At 42.5% G+C, this 17,318-nt stretch carries 16 protein-coding genes and 1 pseudogene; 2 read left to right on the top strand and 15 right to left on the bottom strand.

What is annotated here, in order from left to right:
• Positions 1 to 266, bottom strand: a pseudogene (locus tag BMW61_RS19475) (ISNCY family transposase); the annotation flags it as partial.
• 173 nt (positions 267 to 439) lie between these two features.
• Here BMW61_RS19475 and BMW61_RS22170 point away from each other — a divergent pair.
• A complete protein-coding gene (locus BMW61_RS22170) occupies positions 440 to 616 on the top strand; it encodes a hypothetical protein (protein ID WP_175475302.1) in 177 nt (58 codons plus the stop codon).
• A complete protein-coding gene (locus BMW61_RS19470) occupies positions 609 to 1,226 on the top strand; it encodes a Fic/DOC family protein (RefSeq protein ID WP_091825434.1) in 618 nt (205 codons plus the stop codon). The genes BMW61_RS22170 and BMW61_RS19470 overlap by 8 nt, the downstream gene beginning before the upstream one ends.
• Before the next feature lie 110 nt (positions 1,227 to 1,336).
• Here the strand turns inward: BMW61_RS19470 and BMW61_RS19465 are convergent, their stop codons facing one another.
• The 14 genes from BMW61_RS19465 to BMW61_RS19400 all read right to left on the bottom strand — a co-directional run bounded on the left by BMW61_RS19465 (position 1,337) and on the right by BMW61_RS19400 (position 17,300).
• Positions 1,337 to 2,116, bottom strand: a complete 780-nt coding sequence (locus BMW61_RS19465) for a DUF6040 family protein (protein ID WP_091825430.1) — start codon at positions 2,114 to 2,116, stop codon at positions 1,337 to 1,339.
• A complete protein-coding gene (locus tag BMW61_RS19460) occupies positions 2,052 to 3,269 on the bottom strand; it encodes a relaxase/mobilization nuclease domain-containing protein (protein WP_242876840.1) in 1,218 nt (405 codons plus the stop codon). Before BMW61_RS19460 ends, BMW61_RS19465 begins: the two co-directional genes overlap by 65 nt.
• Positions 3,218 to 3,610, bottom strand: coding sequence for a plasmid mobilization protein (locus tag BMW61_RS19455; protein WP_022761725.1), 393 nt, complete (start codon positions 3,608 to 3,610; stop codon positions 3,218 to 3,220). The genes BMW61_RS19460 and BMW61_RS19455 overlap by 52 nt, the downstream gene beginning before the upstream one ends.
• 696 nt (positions 3,611 to 4,306) lie before the next feature.
• Positions 4,307 to 4,666 carry a hypothetical protein gene (locus BMW61_RS19450; RefSeq protein ID WP_029323843.1) on the bottom strand — a complete coding sequence of 120 codons (360 nt, stop codon included), beginning with the start codon at positions 4,664 to 4,666 and terminating at the stop codon, positions 4,307 to 4,309.
• Between the two features lie 23 nt (positions 4,667 to 4,689).
• Positions 4,690 to 5,619: a ParM/StbA family protein gene (locus BMW61_RS19445; protein ID WP_091825427.1), complete on the bottom strand. Its 930-nt coding sequence runs from the start codon at positions 5,617 to 5,619 to the stop codon at positions 4,690 to 4,692.
• A gap of 35 nt (positions 5,620 to 5,654) precedes the next feature.
• A complete protein-coding gene (locus tag BMW61_RS19440) occupies positions 5,655 to 6,431 on the bottom strand; it encodes a helix-turn-helix domain-containing protein (protein ID WP_091825425.1) in 777 nt (258 codons plus the stop codon).
• A gap of 297 nt (positions 6,432 to 6,728) precedes the next feature.
• Positions 6,729 to 7,286 carry a GNAT family N-acetyltransferase gene (locus tag BMW61_RS19435; protein WP_091825422.1) on the bottom strand — a complete coding sequence of 186 codons (558 nt, stop codon included), beginning with the start codon at positions 7,284 to 7,286 and terminating at the stop codon, positions 6,729 to 6,731.
• A gap of 18 nt (positions 7,287 to 7,304) precedes the next feature.
• Positions 7,305 to 7,745, bottom strand: coding sequence for a D-aminoacyl-tRNA deacylase (dtd, locus tag BMW61_RS19430; RefSeq protein WP_022761730.1), 441 nt, complete (start codon positions 7,743 to 7,745; stop codon positions 7,305 to 7,307).
• A 130-nt stretch (positions 7,746 to 7,875) separates the two neighbouring features.
• Positions 7,876 to 8,904, bottom strand: a complete 1,029-nt coding sequence (locus BMW61_RS19425; protein WP_022761731.1) for a glycoside hydrolase family 5 protein — start codon at positions 8,902 to 8,904, stop codon at positions 7,876 to 7,878.
• Positions 8,905 to 9,019: 115 nt separating this feature from the next.
• Positions 9,020 to 10,099: a PTS sugar transporter subunit IIC gene (locus BMW61_RS19420; RefSeq protein WP_022761732.1), complete on the bottom strand. Its 1,080-nt coding sequence runs from the start codon at positions 10,097 to 10,099 to the stop codon at positions 9,020 to 9,022.
• A gap of 101 nt (positions 10,100 to 10,200) precedes the next feature.
• Positions 10,201 to 11,397: an FprA family A-type flavoprotein gene (locus tag BMW61_RS19415; RefSeq protein WP_091825418.1), complete on the bottom strand. Its 1,197-nt coding sequence runs from the start codon at positions 11,395 to 11,397 to the stop codon at positions 10,201 to 10,203.
• Between the two features lie 70 nt (positions 11,398 to 11,467).
• The gene (locus BMW61_RS19410; protein ID WP_022761734.1) at positions 11,468 to 13,054 is read right to left on the bottom strand and encodes an NAD(P)/FAD-dependent oxidoreductase; all 1,587 of its coding nucleotides are present in this window, start codon (positions 13,052 to 13,054) and stop codon (positions 11,468 to 11,470) included.
• 68 nt (positions 13,055 to 13,122) lie between these two features.
• Complete coding sequence (locus tag BMW61_RS19405) at positions 13,123 to 15,132, bottom strand: hybrid sensor histidine kinase/response regulator (RefSeq protein ID WP_049946162.1); 2,010 nt, start codon at positions 15,130 to 15,132, stop codon at positions 13,123 to 13,125.
• Positions 15,129 to 17,300, bottom strand: coding sequence for a hybrid sensor histidine kinase/response regulator (locus BMW61_RS19400; RefSeq protein ID WP_049946161.1), 2,172 nt, complete (start codon positions 17,298 to 17,300; stop codon positions 15,129 to 15,131). The genes BMW61_RS19405 and BMW61_RS19400 overlap by 4 nt, the downstream gene beginning before the upstream one ends.
• Positions 17,301 to 17,318 lie beyond the last annotated feature (18 nt).

Raw genomic sequence — 17,318 nt, 5'->3', positions numbered from 1 at the left:
GAGTATGAAAGAAACACCAGTAGAAGCTGATCTGTGGGGATGCTAAAAACGCGTTGGATGATTAAAGCCCAGAGCATGGCTTTTAATGGGTATTTACGGGATCTTCCCGTTGATGCATAGAAATGCTTTATAAAAGAGAGCGGAATAATTTCATCAAGGTCGATATTGGTTTCTAATAGAGACAGAAACGCGGGCTTGTCATTTTCAAATTTATCCTGACAGTCTGCATAGATATCAGCCAAAGAAAGCTGTTTATATGGTATCATATATATCAGAATAACTCCTTTCTTAGTGTTGGTCAGTGGTTTCTCGTCAATTCTATTGTACCATATCTAGTGAGGGGTTATTCATTTTTTATGAAGCAAAAACGCCGTATTTATGCGGCTTTCGGCGTTTTGCAAACGCCTATATAGTTATATAGATATGGAGGTACTGCATTATGACTAATGAACAAGCATGGGATTATGCAATAGGAATGATAAAAGTCGATGGTCTGGAACCAACAGATGACTTTAAAGAGTATATTGAAAAAGAGAAAAAAGGCGAAGTAACCATGGAGGATGCTAAAAAATTTCTAGATAAGAAATATAAGATGAAGGAGACTATTCATGCGTGATCCTTATCTTTATGATAATTCTTCCGTTTTAAAGAATAAGCTTGGAATTAAGGATCAAGAACTTCTTGATGCGGCAGAAGCTGATTACGTTGTGTTTCGCCTAAAGGAAATAGCGCTCAACAAACTTCCTGGTGATTATCACACTGAACATTTCTTTAAAATGCATGAATACATTTTCCAGGATATCTTTGAGTGGGCAGGACAGCCAAGAAATATCTCAATTTATAAAGAAGAGGATGTTTTAGGCGGACAGTCGATTGAATATTCAGATCCTTTTGATATTGTTAACGATGTACATCATGTATTATCTGATATGCGGGAAAAACCATGGAAAAGCATGAATAATGATACCGTTACTATTGAGTTTTGTGATTCATTAGCCAGACTATGGAAGATTCATCCCTTTAGAGAGGGTAACACAAGGACAACCGTTACCTTCTGTTGTCAGTTTATTGATGATCAGGGACATATAATTAACAGGAAGCTTTTTGAAGATAATGCAAGATATGTAAGAACAGCTCTTGTTGCTTACAATGCCTACTTTTCTGATGGAAGTAATTTCTCAAAAAAGGAATATCTGGAAAGAATAGTGAGAGACTCACTCAATTGATGTTTTTATTCCTGCCAAATCAACTTTGTTACATAAAAAGACAATATATTTACCAAACCTCCGCAAAGCATTTTATCTTGCGGAGGTTTAGTTTTGTGATTGATACAATTTCACTGGTTTTGAATTCGCATCCAATAACGGTCTTTGCTTTTAGTTTCGAAATATCCATCAAGATATATCAAAACTCCAAGATATGTAACCTGAACGAAGATTAGCAGTGCCACAAGGTTGATGCACATGATACTGTGGATACCTTCACCGAAGACTATGACAGAGCCTGTGGATATCAGTAGCACCTTTAGCGACAGGCTGCACCATCGTTTTCTATAATACTGAATACTAATCCAAATGCCATAACATGCACCAGCAATTAGAGCTATCACGAGAATCAGACTCGTTATCCTGAGTAACCATGCTGTTCCGTCAGAATAGCTATAACGCTTTGTGGCTCCCTCTATATACCTTTCATAGTATGGATTTTTCATCCAGTAGGCATAGTCATTTATGCCATTCCAAATCCACATGAATGGCTGTGTCAATGTATCCCACAAGTCATTTAAGAATGCAGGATAGGCGATAAGACAGCAAAACAGAATAGTAGCAAGAGAGCCCCAGGCAATTTGTTCCTTCTTCTTTGCCGCATCAACCTTCAGCTTAGCATTTTTCTTTGCTTCTATCTTTGCCTCAATAGCTTCATTAATCTTTCCATCAGCTTGTCTTTTGTAATCAGCTATATCTTTCTTTGCCTTAAGCTCAGCAGCCGCCTGGGCTACCTGAGCTTTTTCAACAGCATCAACATTTGACATGTTGACAAGTCTTTTGGTATCAGCGAGAAGGTTCTGAGTGTCTGCGAGATCTGCGGCTAATTTCTGCTGTTCTTTCCTGTTCATGAGCCCTGCGCTGTTCCTCAAATCGTCGTTCTCTTTCACGATTTCTAGATTCTGATTCTGCGTGTACAATAACTCCTCGCTGGTTTTTGCTACTGTCGATGTCAGCTTCAACTTTTCTGATGAGAGAGTCTGTATCTGATTCTCCTTTAATGCTATCGTCTCGTCCTTCTGCCGGATCACTTCTTTCTGCTTCCGTATTACCTCCGCCTGAGCCTCCACCAGAGATTCCAGCGATAGCTGATTCGACTTCTGCATAGTATCGCTCGAAGTATTCTGCTTCGGGATCTTCGGTGCTGTCTCTGCGTTCTGTGGCTTCTGTGTTTCCAAGCCTGAGTTCATTCTGTCTTTCAAATTCAATTGCTAAATCCTCCTTGTTCACACGGAGACCTGAAAAGGTCTTTTCAATCTTGCTGTCACGGACCTTATCTCCGTTTTCATTTTCAAATACTATATGTTTGCGTTTGTCCTCCCACTTCACAGACCAGCCTTTCTCTGCCATTCCAGAAATGAATTCCTCTTTGCTGGCTGACTTTGGGATTACTTCCATAAGAGCAATTCCGCAGTCTGCCAAAAAGCTCTTTTTTGAGTCATTGGTAAGAAGCTTGTAAGTATTCTTGTTCCATGTGATGATCTCACCCGCCTCTATTGGAGATCCATCAAAGTGGCGTCCTTTTTCAGCGACATGCAGTCCTCTTTCACGGCAAAGGTTGTTGGTAAATACCTTCTGCTGTTCCAAGTCTTTTTTAGACTGATGGAGCTTTCTGCCATCGATATAGGAAACGCTGTTGGTTACGATATGACAGTGAAGGTGGTCTCTGTCCTGATGAACTGCAATAAGGCTCTGGTGCCCTGAAAAGAATTCCTCCGTAAAAGCCCTTCCTATTTCAAGAACTTCAGCAGGAGTGACCTGTTCATCTTTGTGAAAACTGATGACGTTATGAGCACACATCCTTCCCGAATCCTTATCCCACAGTTTCTTTTCTTCCAGCCAGACCCTATACACCGCATCGTAGTTGACTGTAGGTTCAAGATAAGGCCCGATCACATCCAGATAACCTTCTTTGACCTTTTCATCCTTTAGTACGTACTCTATGGTATTTCTCAAGCCCCCGTGGCTTTTAGCGGGCTTACCGACTGCCTTATTAATCGCCATCTGTTATCATCCTCCTTTCGAAATTCCAAGATCATATCAGCAATCTCATCCATTTTTTCTACTGTTGGTAAGAGACCCTGACCATTTGCAACATGTGCCATCTGATTAATGTTGGTGGCTATTCCTCTTAGCTGCCTGTCCTGATCAGCAAAATTCCTGCTGATATCCTTTATTACCTCTAACTCTTTGGCAGAGGTGATGTTTGTGTTACGGATTGCACTTATGATAAATGACTGCTGCGTCAATCCGGATTCTTTTATTTTTTCCTGCAATGCATCATATTCAGTATCATTCATGCGTATGGTGATCGCTTTATTTCTTCTTCGTTTAGCTTTTTCCATATTAAATATGCTCCTCTCTATTTTTACGCTGGTTTCCAAAGGAAGCGGATCCCTTTGGCGGATGCAGAGTTGCTGCGTGCCAGTGGCACGCGTTTAGCAACGACCGAGCCGGAAGGCGTGACCTGCGCCTCTAGACTATTGGACGTAGGGAAAAGAAATTATCCGGTGGATGATTTCTATTTCTGAAGTCCGGTAGTCGGCTCCGGTGTGCAGAGGTTGGATAAACCTTTGCTGGGGGTTCCAAGGGGGCGAAGCCCATCTGGCAAGTTTAGGAAGAGCCGAAAGGCCTCTTCCGGTGCAAATGTGGCTTGCCACTTTGCGAAACTTGCCATATTTTTCCATCGCCGATATGGCATTCAGTGTAGGGTCGGCTCGGCGGGCGATGGGGAAATATGTGGTCTTGCGATTTGCCCGGGCGAGAGATACCGATGCAGGGATGGAGAATGCTGCTATAGCTTCCGGCAGGAAGTGATAGTAGTATTCTTCATCTCTGCAAACAAAGAAGGAGCAAACAGTCCAGTGGACTATTTGCCCCTTCGAAGTGGTCAGGTATCGAACGAACCGGGAAGAAATGAAAGCGGTGCGAACTGCGCCGATTTCATTTCTGGTAAATCGCCTTGCTCCCATGAGCAAGAAATGTTTGGCATCAATATGATGCCATATGAATTTTATGGGTGGCACCAAAGTGATGCCATCTTAAAATTCATCAAGAAAGCTAAGAGCATCTTCACTGACAGCCCTATATTCATCTGTGAGTGATGAATCCTTGGAGATTGCTGTTGTAATGTCTCTGGTTTCACAGGCAGGTATTTCTTTGATTTGCCTTATACCTGCTTCCAGTTTATTGGTGACCAGATCAGCAATTCTTTCAGCAATCATATTCCATGAACTGGTTTCAATGCTCCCGGCACTTACTGCCCCCTTACATATGAGCCTGAGTGCAACTGCATTCTTGGAAATATTTTCCTCCTCAGAAATCCTTTGGAGTAATTCCCAGGCTTCTTTATCCTGAGGATTATCCATTCTGAATCTGATGCTTAATCTCTTTTCTGACATACAATCACCTCCGGGAAGAGAGCTTACGCGCCCTTCCTCAGTATGTGCTGTGCATTGTAGAGTTCCTCGTAGCCCTTGGCTGTAGCACAGATGTCTTCAATGATCTCTACACTTGAGGTATCATATTTTCCAAAATTTCTGATAAGGCATCCTCCGCCTCCAATGATGTGTAGCTTTACAAGCTCCGGATCATATTCGTATTCACTGAGCTTATCGAAGATCATTTCAGTATATTTGACCGCCTCCCTGTGCATGACTGCCTGTATCCTTTCTGACACTTCAGACGTTCCACTTATGAGAAAGTCTTCAATAACGCTCTCATCAGGAATCTTTCCACATTCAGCCTGTACTTCATTCATGATTTTTTTTACACACTCATGAACACCAATCTTATCGGTATATTTTTTGTCAGAGACTGGTCGGCCATTAGTGATGACCAGTGTGTTCATTGTTCCATTTCCGATATCTGCCAGCATGTGGACTCCTTTATAATCCTGGAGCGAAGCTGCTATAGCCGCATAGCCCTGAGGATAGATCGCCACATCGCAGATTCTGATGTGATAATACTGCCCGCAGTATCTGTAACTAACTTCCCTGCTTCTCATCAGATAATCCCTGAAGGAATCTTTCTGTTTTGACATCCAGTGAAGCGGAAGCCCAACTGCAAGTATCACATCTGCCGATCTTAAGCCTCTGAGTTCCAGTTCTTTTGCCACAGCAGCCAGAGTAAGGATATAATAGTCATCGTCTGCATTCTTATTGGCTATGAATACCTTGTGACTTTCACCGATAACGTAGTACATACCGTCAAGCTGCAACACATTTGTTGCAATAGCCGGATCCTCACTGTACTTCTTAACTCCACTCTTAAACACTGTATTTCTCGTCTTCATGTTCCCATATCCGTGATCAACTCCGATCACTAACTTTCCATCAATATATAAATCTTTCATACCTTTCAATCCTCCATTTTTTCTGAAATTTGTTTTTAGTTACATAAGAGCAGTCTTTCCAGCTCTTCATAGTCATACTCATTCTGCTGAAAATTGCAGAAGGCATTCTTTTTTGTCGGGGCGCCCGGCATTGTCGCGGAGCGGTTCAACCTTTCCCTGCACCAGGCCCTGATGGTATCGTGGTTAAGGCATCCCTTATAACCATGATCCCTGATACGCTGTATCTGATAGTCTACACTTCCTTTGCCAAACTCCTTTATCAGATCTTCATATTCATCATCTGTGAGTGTGTCCTCCTTACTACACACTTCTTTAGTATTAGATTTATAGTTATTAGATTTATTATTAATATATTGTGGCGGATTCTCCGGCTGCGGTTTTTCCGCATACGGGTTTACCGCATCCGGATTTTCAGGACACGGTGAAGTCTCTGGTTTTCTCGGGAATTCTTTGATCACTTTCCTTGACCGATCAACTGGATCAGTGGGATCGGTGGGCTGTGTTGGCTCAGTAGACTTTACCGGTGTCTCATGGACCTCAAGAATAGTAGAGTCAAACTTGCCTCCACCATCCCTGCTCTGTTCTCTTGTGATATACCCTTTATCAATAAGACTGTTCAGGGTCTTGGATACCTTGTCTTTTCCATCCGGAAGAATCTGGCAGAGCCCCTTGATTGTGAGCTGCCAGCTGTCCGGTAATGATAGGAGAGTCAGAAGCATGCCTCGCTCCGTAAGCGATAAGTTTTTGTCTCTCATAATATTCTGAGAAACCAATGTGTAGTTTCCCTGGGTTTTGTTTTTTAATACTGCCATAAAATGCTCCTTTACTTGCATTAAAAAAAGAGCTCAAAAAAGCTCTCAATAAACCTTGTGTGAAAGTTTATAGAGAGCTGACAATTCTACCTTTTGTTCTACCAAAAATGTTTTATTCGTCATTTTATTCTGTGTTATATGGTGTTATCATATAATCGTTGGATTGGAAAAGTCCTTGAAATAACAGACTTTGGAACGAAATAATACAGAACGGGAAATCCGTATCTATATTCGGGACGCAGAGGCCGCAGGTTCAAATCCTGTCATTCCGACTAAAGTTTAAGGACTTGAAGAGATTCAAGTCCTTAATTTTTTGCTTTCAGTATTATCCTGCTCTCTTTTGTCCATAAGAAATCCAATAACAGTACCTATTACAACTCCTGAAATCGTTCCCATCCACAGGTTTGACAAAGTTATTCCGATAATAAACCCGGCTATCATTCCAATCATGACATATAAACCTGTCCAGGAAGTCTTCTGCTTTTTCATGGAGTAATAATCATTTCCGTCCTTAAATTCCCGAAGGACATAGCCTGCTTTTTCGAGCCCGCGAACCAGGTTCTCATTCTCATGTCTGCAGACAGTACAGATTTCCTTAACCTTACCGGATTTAAATACAAAGCTGGCTACCGCATAAAATATCTCCGAAATATGTCCCGCTTTATATGTATCATCAAATGAGACACTAAAATGGATCTCCCCATGGACATTGGTATTCTCAAAGCGAAGACTGCCTATCTTCTTTTTATCTACGTTTTTTAAACATATATCCCACTCTTCATCCCAGATATTCTCTATGTCTTGTGGCTGTATTATAAAACGCCCTGTATCAAGCGGCAAAACATTCTCTTTCATATATCCATATCCTCGTTTCTATTTATCTATATCCAGCACGATAGTCACCGGACCGTCATTTACCGATTCAACCTTCATATCAGCCCCGAATTCACCTGTTTGCACATTAAAACCTCTGTCTCTGCACTCGGAAACCACAAGCTCATATAAAGGCTCTGAAATCTCCGGTCTTGCAGCGTCCGTAAAGCCAGGTCTTCTTGAACTGCAATCCGCATATAAAGTAAACTGGCTTACTATCAAAAGCTCAGCTCCCGCATCCTTGGGGTTAATATTCATTTTACCATTCTCATCCTCAAAAATCCTGAGTCCACAGATTTTATCGGCAATCTTTTTTGCTTCTTGCTCTGTATCACCCACCTTGACTCCCAGAAGGACCAAAAAGCCCTTTCCTATCTCTGAAACCTTCTTACCATCTATTGTAACCGAAGCCGATAATACCCTTGTTAAAACCGCTCGCATTTTATCCTCCCATTCATAAAGCCTTAAGGCCGTATCAACCTCTATTTTACAGGAAAAACAAAGATTTTTGCAGAAAAAATACCTTCCCCGATTTTCAGGGAAGGTATCTGTAGTCTGTTAACAGAAAATATTACATCATCTTAAGTACTTCATCTCTCACACCGTCCATACGGGCATCAGAGAGACCGAAATCCATCTCTTTGTAGCTCCATGCAGCACGACCGATGTTGTACTTGTTAAAGCAGGTTCCAATTGCTGTATACCACTTTAATGCATCCTCGGGAGTAGCTCTCTCTATAACACCGTATTCACCGCAGTAAAGTGCAACATTTCTCTCCTCGGCTACTCTTACAGCCTCCTGCATATACTGCTCGAAGTACTCAATTCCAAGCTTCTTATCAGGATCGTCAACTTTGATTTCCTCAGGTCTGTTTCCAAGCTGAGCAAAAGCATTCTCATCATACTGACGATATGTGGAATCAAAAGCCATACGGAAGTTCGGATCCATAGTCTCAATCCACGGTGCTCCCTGATGTGTGAAGATCAAAGGCTCATAGCAGTGGAAATTGTAGACCACGTTCTCATCATAAGGATCACAGATGTCCTTGAGTGCAACAATACTGTTGTTGTAATAACCTCCAAGAAGAATCTTGATTGTCGGAGCATAAACTCTGATTCTCTTGATACACTCGGTTGAAATGCGATTCCAGGTCTCGCCGTACTCAGGCTTTGTTACCTCATTTAAAAGCTCAAAGGCAAGTCTGTCTTCATACTTTCCAAAACGCTGCGCAAACTGCTCCCAAAGCTTATAGAAACGCTCCTGAAATTTCTCATTTTCAAAGAATCCTGCTTCCTGCTCGCCGCTGTCAAAGCTGTAGCCATAAGTCTTATGAAGATCAAGCACGGTATTAAGACCGTATTTTCCGGTCCAGTCAAGAGCCTTCTGAATATATGCAAAGCCTTCCTCTTTATAAGTTCCGTCCTTCTCCTCAACAAGATCGTAGTCTACAGGAATTCTTATATGATCAAGCCCCCAGCTCTTTATCTTTTCGATATCGCTCTCTGTAATAAAATTGTCGTAACGCTCTTTGGTATGATCGCACTGTGACAGCCATCCACCAAGGTTAATTCCATGTGAAAATCCCGGGAATTGTTTCATTTCATTCTCTCCTTAAATCTTATTTAAAATAGAAATCTACAGGTGACTATTTTATTACTGCATATATCTTATTTTATACTAAAACCATATTATTTTTATCAAAATCATGGCCTTATTATGATAATTTAAGGTCACCCTCGCCAATCCAGCCGATCTTTCTGAAAAATGCTCCGAAAATACATGTAAGAACTGCGGGAAGAATAAAGCAGATAAGCGCAAGTCCAAGCCAGTCAAATCCGGTAATTCCTGCCTTTGCACCTGTAGCAACGTCATTTACCCATCCGGCATAAACACCAATCTGTCCAACAAGTCCGCAGGTTCCCATTCCGGAGGCAACCGCACTTGCGGGATCGTTCATCTGAAGATGGAACACACATGTTGCAATAGGTCCTGTTATTGCACTTGTGAGTATCGGCGCAATCCAAATCTTAGGGTTCTTAACAATGTTTCCCATCTGAAGCATTGATGTTCCGATTCCCTGTGAAATGAGGCCGCCCCACTTATTTTCCTTAAATGACATGAAGGCAAAGCCGATCATCTGTGCACAGCAACCTGCTACGGCAGCTCCTCCCGCAAGACCAGTAAGTCCAAGGGCTGCGCAGATGGCTGCAGAGGAAATAGGTAAAGTAAGAGCAATTCCCACAACCACGGAAACAATGATTCCCATGAGGAACGGCTGCTGCTCCGTAGCCCACATAACCACGCCTCCGACTGAGGAAGCCGCGGTTCCGATAGCAGGTGCAATTAAGGCTGCCAGCCCAACACCCACAAGAATAGTTACTATCGGAGTTACCAGAATATCTACCTTCGTTTCTTTAGATACCGCTTTTCCGAACTCAGCGGCAATTATTGCTATGAAAAGAACAGCAAGCGGGCCACCGGCTCCGGATCCACCCGAAAGTGTTGTACTTCCCAGAGCATTAGCTGCATATCCAACCGTTACAAGTGAAAAAAGTACAAGGGGCGGTGCCTGTAGCGCATAACCAATCGCTACGGCCATAGCTGCTCCGCTCATCGACGAAGCATACTTACCAATCTCGGATAACCACGCAAGTCCGCACTGTGTGCCAATGGTGTTAAGAATTGTTCCAATCAGCAGCGACGCAAACAATCCCTGCGCCATTGCAGACAGTGCCTCGATACCGTATCTCTTTCCGGAGATTACGATATTCTTTCTTTTCAAAAACTCTTTCATTACTCCTCCTTGCCTCCTTATATCAGCCTCTTTAGGCTGTATACGTGAAGGTCTTAAAAAATTATTAGTTTCCGAACACGCCCCCATACGCGTTCATAGATTTATGCTTCAACGACAGCTGTCACGAAGACTTCAAGCTCCGGTTCATCTGTCACATGAAGTGCACTCTTGATCGTGAGAACAGGCTCTACTATAGTTACATTTTTAAGAGTCTGAAGCTTCTCTGTCATGAGTTTACCTGAAGCAGGTGCCCAGGTTCCGTTTTGCGCAAGTGCGAATATTCTGTTCTGAACTGTAAGCGCCTGGCAGTCTGACAGGAAGTTCTCCATAGGAATATATATTCCGTTATTATATGTAGGGCAAAACAGTACAATCTTGCCGCAGCGCCAAACCTCGGATATCAGCTTTGAAGGATGGGTCTGTGATACGTCATAAACACTGACCTTCTTTCCGCTCTTTTCACGAATCATGGCTGCTGCTCTCTGCGCCGCACTCTCTGTATGTCCGTAGAGACTTCCGTAAATAACAACAATTTCGTCATCCTCGGGAGTATAGGTGCTCCACTTCTGATATTTATCTATAAACCATGCTATATTCTCTCTCCAGATCGGACCATGAAGCGGACAGATATACTTAATGTCGATGGCTGCGGCCTTCTTAAGAACTGCCTGAACCTGCATACCGTATTTGCCAACAATATTAGCATAGTACCTTCTGGCCTCGTCAAGGAATTTCTTCTCGAAATCATATTCATCCGCAAAAATTCCCGCATCTATTGCACCGAAAGTACCGAATGCATCAGCACTAAACAATGCTCCGGTTGCCTTATCATAGGTAAACATTGCTTCCGGCCAGTGCACCATAGGTGCCATTACAAAGGTCAGCGTGTGCTTACCAAGCTCAAGGGTATCTCCTTCAGCAACAGTGATTTTACTCTGAGAGCCGAGCTCCGGGAAAAACTGTGACAGGAAAGTGAAAGTTTTAGCATTACCAACCAGCGTTACCTCAGGATACATAGCAACAACAGTAGCTATCTGTGAGCAGTGGTCAGGCTCCATATGATTAATGATCAGATAATCAAGCTTCTTATCACCGAGAACGCCGGCTACATTTTCCAAAAACTGATCGGAGATTGAAATATCGGCTGTATCAAAAAGTGCTGTCTTTTCATCCGCAATCACATAGCTGTTGTAGGATACACCATCCTCAAGAGGGAAGATATTCTCAAACCTCGAGAGTCTTCTGTCGCTTCCGCCAACCCAGTAAGTTTCATCTGTAATCTTTGTGTAGTTGATCATTGTTTCTGCCTCCTTTTACCCTCATCTTTTAAAAACGGACGCCAATACTGTAATTGGCGCCCGTATAAAATCAGTCTATTTCTATCTCTTCGTCCTCTGGATTCTTTGCCTCCGTGGATTCATGATATTCTTTCTCTGTATTAACACTCCAGATGTTGCTCCTGTCGCGTGTGCCTGAAAGAATATTCTTTACAGTTTCAAAAGAAGTGCACATTGAGTGGTCTATATTGTTGTATCTGTGCTGTCCGTTACGTCCAACGCAGAAAAGGTTGTCGATGGTGTTGAGATAATCTACAAGTGTGTCCATCTCATCATAGGTGTCAAAGTAAGCCGGATATGCCTTTTTAACACGCTCTACATGATAATCAAGAACCTCTTTTTCCTCATCGATGAGGTTGATCTTAACCATCTCCTTGATTGCCATCTTGGCAAACTCATCATCTGTCATACTCCACATGGAATCGCCTTCGTTGCAGAAATACTCAAGACCCATCCATACGGTATTATCAATATCCTTAACAAGATAAGGTGACCAGTTGTTGTAGATCTGGAAACGTCCCATAGATACGCTGCGATCATGAACATATACCCAGTTATCCGGAACGATGTTTCCAATTGTTTTGGTGCTTGTCTTATTCTCGAGATTAAGATGCGGAATAAGAACACCCAGTGTCATGTAATCTCTATAAGGAAGTCCTGCTGCGATTCTTGCAGGATCAGCGGGAACATCATTCATTCCTGCCACGAGATCCTTTATAGGCATGGAGCTTATTATGTAATCACCCTCTATGGTGACATTCTGTCCATCCTTCACATAAGTAACACCTGTGAGATGGTCTCCATCCTTATTAATCTTGGTAACCTTGGCACCTGTAATTATGGTACCGCCCTTTTTCTGAATTTCGGATGCGGTTACGTCCCAGAGCTGTCCGGGACCGAGCTTCGGATAACTGAACTCTTCGATAAGAGATGTCTCAACCTTTCCGCCTGTCTTGCCGCTCTTTTTCTTAAATGCATTGGCAAGAACCGCCATTATGGAGACACCTTTAACGCGCTGAGCTCCCCAGCTGGGATCGATCTCGGAAGGATGTCTGCCCCAGAGGTTAGCTGTGTAGTGCTCAAAGAACATTGAGTAAAGCTTCTTGCCGAAACGATTTACGTAAAAGTCTTCAAGTGAATTCTCTTTGCGCTTAAAGAGCATCGCCTTTATGTATGAAAAGCCTGCTACGATAGTTGTGCCGAGTCCCATGTTCGTGAAAGTCTCAACCTTCAGTGTTATGGGATAATCAAAAAATTTGCCGTTAAAGAAAATACGTGAAATACGATTTCTTCTAAGCATAACCCTATCCTCTGTCTCAGGATCGGGACCGCCCTTTACAACAGTAGACGGACGTTTTAAAACTATATCATCATAGGACGGGCTTCCCTGTCTGGGGAGCATATTATCCCACCATTCATTAACTTCAGGGACCTTAGAGAAAAATCTGTGTCCTCCCATGTCCATACGGTTTCCTTTATACTCAACCGTTCTGGAAATACCGCCGAACTTGTCTGTCTCCTCAAGGACAACAACTTCTATATCGTTGGCTTTTTCCAATAACTCATATGCTGCCGTAAGTCCGGCCGGACCGGCACCTATGATCAATGCTTTCTTCATCTTACTATTTGCTCCACTATCTTATTAATATACGTTCACAATAGTGTAATTTTATCATTTAATAATCTCTATGTCGACTGCATATTTGTTTTTAATGACAAAATTGTAGCCTCCACAACCTTCATATCTATGGGCTTTGACACATGTGCATTCATTCCCGCATCAAGTGCTCTCTGCACATCATCGGCATAGGCGTTCGCAGTCATAGCAATTATCGGTATTTGTGAGGCACCCTCCTTGTCCAGTTTCCTTATTGCTGCCGTCGCCTGATATCCGTTAAGAAATGGCATCTGAATATCCATAAGAATCATGTCATAATATCCGGGCTCTGCCTTTTCAAACATCTCCACAGCTTCCCTGCCGTTGGATGCCCTCTCGATCACAGCACCTTCCATGTTCATTAGCTCTGAAAGTATGTCTGCATTTATATCATTATCCTCTGCTGCCAAAAGCCTTATTCCCTTAAGCGGTTTTTCAAGTTGCTTTTCCTTTTCCGTACCAACCCTGCATACAACATTTCCCATGAGTTGACGGAAAGTGGATAGGAAAAGCGGCCTTTGCAGGAAATCATATATTCCGGCCTCCCTGGCCTCAGCCGCAATTTCTTCCCAGTCATCAGTTAACAGGATAAAAACAGGCTTATGTTTAAGCGGCTTTTCCTTGAGATATGATGCGACCTCAAAGCAGCTAAGGCTCCTTATCTGCATGCCAAAAACAATGACATCAATGCTCTTATCTTCCTCATCACCTGCATCTATGAGCTTAATTGCCTTGTATCCGCTCGAGCAGATAAGGACTTCTACCCCTGTATCCTCAAATACTGTCTCTATGTTATGGCACTCATCTATATCTTCGTCAATTACAAGTAATCTGCGGATTTTGTTCTTTTCCCAGAAATCATCCGCCTCATGTCTGATACTCTGAAGTCTCAGGGTTATTACGAAGGTGGATCCCCGGCCCTCCTCGGAGTCTACCGAAATGGTTCCGCCCATCATCTGTACCAGACTCTTGGTTATGGCCATTCCAAGACCTGTGCCCTGAATTCCAGAAGTCTCCTTTCTCTCCTCTCTGGTAAAGGCATCAAACAGCTTTTCCTGAAAATCCTTGCTCATTCCTATTCCGTTATCTCTTACTGAAAAACGCACATCCCAGTAATCTCCGCTGGTGCACTTTTCTTCTGATACGGAAAAGACAATTCTTCCGCCTGTCGGTGTATATTTGACCGCATTTCCAAGAATATTTACAAGCACCTCATTAATTCTTTTTTTGTCGCCGACAAAACGATCCTGGGGCATTGATCCGGATTTTATCTGATAATCCAATTGTTTACTTTTAGCCTGAAAAGCCACAACGGAATTGACCTCTTCCAAAAGAAGCCCCAGCGCAAATTCTTCATTGTGAATATTTGCTTTTCCGCTTTCAATCTTACTCATGTCAAGAACATCGTTCAAAAGCGAAAGAAGATTCTGACACGCAAGTCCGATTTTGTGTGTATAATCCCTGACTTTCTGTGGATTGTCTGAGTTCTTGGCAATCAGAAGATTAAAGTTTGTTATGGCATTCATGGGCGTTCTGAAATCATGGGACATATTTGCGAGGAAGCTCGTTTTTGCCTCATTAGCGGCATTAGCAACCTCAATCATATCCTCCATCTGGCGCTTTCTTTGGATCTCCTCTGTAATATCCACCCAAATCAGAAGGAAGTTGTCGCCTCCGTCCATATCTGTGTGGTTAATGCTGCCTCTGAAATATTTTGTCTCTCCTGTTTTCTGATTATGTGCTTCTAATACTTCGGCCTCTATAGTCTGTCCCATCGGAACCTTTTTAATAGTGTCGTCCGAAGGCGGAATCTCTTCCTCTACCCTCACTCCCAAATCTATAAGATTTCTGATGTCCTTGTAAATGAGTTCTCTGTCCACGCCAAGAATTTCCTCAGCATTATCAGTCAGAAATTCAACCTTAAAATCCTTTGCTGAGAAAATAGCAGCTACCGTTCTGTTTTGTTTTATAACATAATCAAAAAACCATTCCTTGCACCGGATTTTTTTGTCCTGTGCTTTTTCTTTATTATCACTCATAGGCTCTCGTGCCCCCTGACCTTAAGTGCTTTGACCGTATTCTCAAAAAGCTTTAAATCAATCGGCTTTGGTATATGTGCATCCATCCCCGACTCACTGGTTTTTTCTATATCATCCTTAAATGCGTTTGCACTCATCGCTATAATCGGAATCTTGCCTGCATCCTTCCTGCCCTCATCCTTCATCGCCCTAATGGTCATAGAGGCCTGGTAGCCATCCATGTTTGGCATTTGAATATCCATTAAAACCATGTCATAGTAGCCTTCACCCTTTTCTTTGAATGCTTCTACAGCTTTTTCACCGTCCTCAGCTACGTCCACAAGCGCTGCGCCCTGCATTTTAAGTATTTCTGTAAGTATTTCCGCATTCAGCTCATTATCCTCTGCCGCAAGGAAACGCATCCCCTCAAATGTATTCTCATCCCCGGAATCATCCTGCATATTTCCGTTTTCCAAAACCTCTTCAATCTCTCTTATCTCATCCAGTTCGGTTTTTGGCGCTATATCAAAGGCCAGTCTCACGGTAAAGATACTGCCCTCATTAATCTTGCTCTCAACATTAATGGTTCCGCCAAGCGATTCAACCATCTTTTTGGTTACCGTAAGTCCAAGACCTGTACCCTGTTCCTTGCTTGCATTTTTCCTCTGTTCCCTTTTGAAGGGCTCAAAAATGTGCTCCAAAAATTCACTGCCCATCCCGATTCCGTTGTCCTTGATCTCGAATCTGAGCATAAGCCTCTCGGTATCTTCTTCATTTTCGGGAGTGATATCAACATTAATGATTCCGTCATTCTCTGTGTAAGTTACAGCATTCTGAATTATGTTCTTAAGAATTATCTCAAGCTTAAGATCATCACCGACAAATATATCCTCTTTGACCTTACCTCTGTCTATCGTAAGCTTCAGCCTTTTGTTATCCGCAAGCGCTCCCATCTCCTGCCCGACTCTGTTAAGAACATCACTCAGATAAAATCTCTCATACCTGACCTCGTCGCCTCCTTCTTCCATCTTGCTTAGATCAAGCACGCAGTTGATCATATTGAGCATATTGCGATGAGCATACTCGGCCTTTTCTCCGTATTCCCGGACTTTATCGGGGTCATCTGCATTTTCTTTCATAAGGGTCAGATATCCCGCCAATGCGTTCATAGGTGTCCTGAAATCATGGGACATGTTGGCAAGAAACCTTGTCTTTGTTTCATTCGCGGAATTGGCAACAACAAGCATTTCCTGAACAGACAAATAACGAACTATCACCATAATGACAATTAGAACAATAGCAAATGCCACAATAAGCAGTATATTGTTGATCATTTTTACCTGAGAAATATTCTTATCTACAGCATTTGCCGGAGTAAGGCATACAAGCATGCTGTCATCAATTCCGCAGGGCATAAAAGTTATATAGTAAGCTATCTCATCCAGTTCCATGACAATAGCACCGGTCAAACGGCTTTCAATTTCTGCCCTGAAGCCTTTTCCGATGGGATCATACAAAACCTCGCCGTTTTCCGAAATGTAATCGACAATGTTTTCTATTTCCTGAGATTGCTTTACAGAGGTGATTATCAGATTTCCGTTTTTATCTACCAGGTAGTTCAAAGATCCGGCCATGTCTCTTCTCTTTACAGAGAGCCGGCTCTTCATCTGATAGGAATCAAGCCCCATACCAATTGCGCGATAAGTGACACCCTCATATTTTCCGGGCTTTACACTTAACACAAAAAGGTCCAGACGCTTACCGTTTGTACCAATTATGTGGGAAACCTGCTTATCCCCTACGGTTTTAAGGCGATTGATAAAGTCCTTGTTCTCATCAATCGAACCTATATTACCTTCCGTATCCAGATAGTTTCCCTCTTCATCAAACAGGTATATCTGCTCGACGTCCCATATTCTCTTTTCTGTGGAAATGTAAGAATTGAAATCTTCTATCCCTGATGATTTCTCGTGTTCAAGATGATATGACCAGCTTCGAAGGAGCTTATAATATCTCGTAAATCTGGTCGAAATAATAGACTCCAGCTGCGAATAATAAGTTGTCAGCTGAACCATGCGATCGCTGTATATGAATCTGCTCTGAATGCTGTTCACCATGAATATCAAAACAGCAAAAAGTATGACAATGGCTATCGGCACTGTCCACTTTGACTTTATTGCACTACGCATATTATCCCCTCATAAAAT

The sequence above is a fragment of the Butyrivibrio sp. ob235 genome, from assembly GCF_900109475.1.
Lineage (GTDB): Bacteria > Bacillota > Clostridia > Lachnospirales > Lachnospiraceae > Butyrivibrio.
This window is presented reverse-complemented; position numbering and strand designations above follow the sequence as displayed.

Coding starts and splice junctions, on each gene's coding strand:
- BMW61_RS19420 (WP_022761732.1), bottom strand. CDS start 10,099: ATGAAAGAGTTTTTGAAAAGAAAGAATATCGTAATCTCCGGAAAGAGA.
- BMW61_RS19455 (WP_022761725.1), bottom strand. CDS start 3,610: ATGGAAAAAGCTAAACGAAGAAGAAATAAAGCGATCACCATACGCATG.
- BMW61_RS19470 (WP_091825434.1), top strand. CDS start 609: ATGCGTGATCCTTATCTTTATGATAATTCTTCCGTTTTAAAGAATAAG.
- BMW61_RS19460 (WP_242876840.1), bottom strand. CDS start 3,269: ATGGCGATTAATAAGGCAGTCGGTAAGCCCGCTAAAAGCCACGGGGGC.
- BMW61_RS19425 (WP_022761731.1), bottom strand. CDS start 8,904: ATGAAACAATTCCCGGGATTTTCACATGGAATTAACCTTGGTGGATGG.
- BMW61_RS19440 (WP_091825425.1), bottom strand. CDS start 6,431: ATGGCAGTATTAAAAAACAAAACCCAGGGAAACTACACATTGGTTTCT.
- dtd (WP_022761730.1), bottom strand. CDS start 7,745: ATGCGAGCGGTTTTAACAAGGGTATTATCGGCTTCGGTTACAATAGAT.
- BMW61_RS19405 (WP_049946162.1), bottom strand. CDS start 15,132: ATGAGTGATAATAAAGAAAAAGCACAGGACAAAAAAATCCGGTGCAAG.
- BMW61_RS19450 (WP_029323843.1), bottom strand. CDS start 4,666: ATGTCAGAAAAGAGATTAAGCATCAGATTCAGAATGGATAATCCTCAG.
- BMW61_RS19445 (WP_091825427.1), bottom strand. CDS start 5,619: ATGAAAGATTTATATATTGATGGAAAGTTAGTGATCGGAGTTGATCAC.
- BMW61_RS19465 (WP_091825430.1), bottom strand. CDS start 2,116: ATGAACAGGAAAGAACAGCAGAAATTAGCCGCAGATCTCGCAGACACT.
- BMW61_RS19435 (WP_091825422.1), bottom strand. CDS start 7,286: ATGAAAGAGAATGTTTTGCCGCTTGATACAGGGCGTTTTATAATACAG.
- BMW61_RS22170 (WP_175475302.1), top strand. CDS start 440: ATGACTAATGAACAAGCATGGGATTATGCAATAGGAATGATAAAAGTC.
- BMW61_RS19415 (WP_091825418.1), bottom strand. CDS start 11,397: ATGATCAACTACACAAAGATTACAGATGAAACTTACTGGGTTGGCGGA.
- BMW61_RS19400 (WP_049946161.1), bottom strand. CDS start 17,300: ATGCGTAGTGCAATAAAGTCAAAGTGGACAGTGCCGATAGCCATTGTC.
- BMW61_RS19410 (WP_022761734.1), bottom strand. CDS start 13,054: ATGAAGAAAGCATTGATCATAGGTGCCGGTCCGGCCGGACTTACGGCA.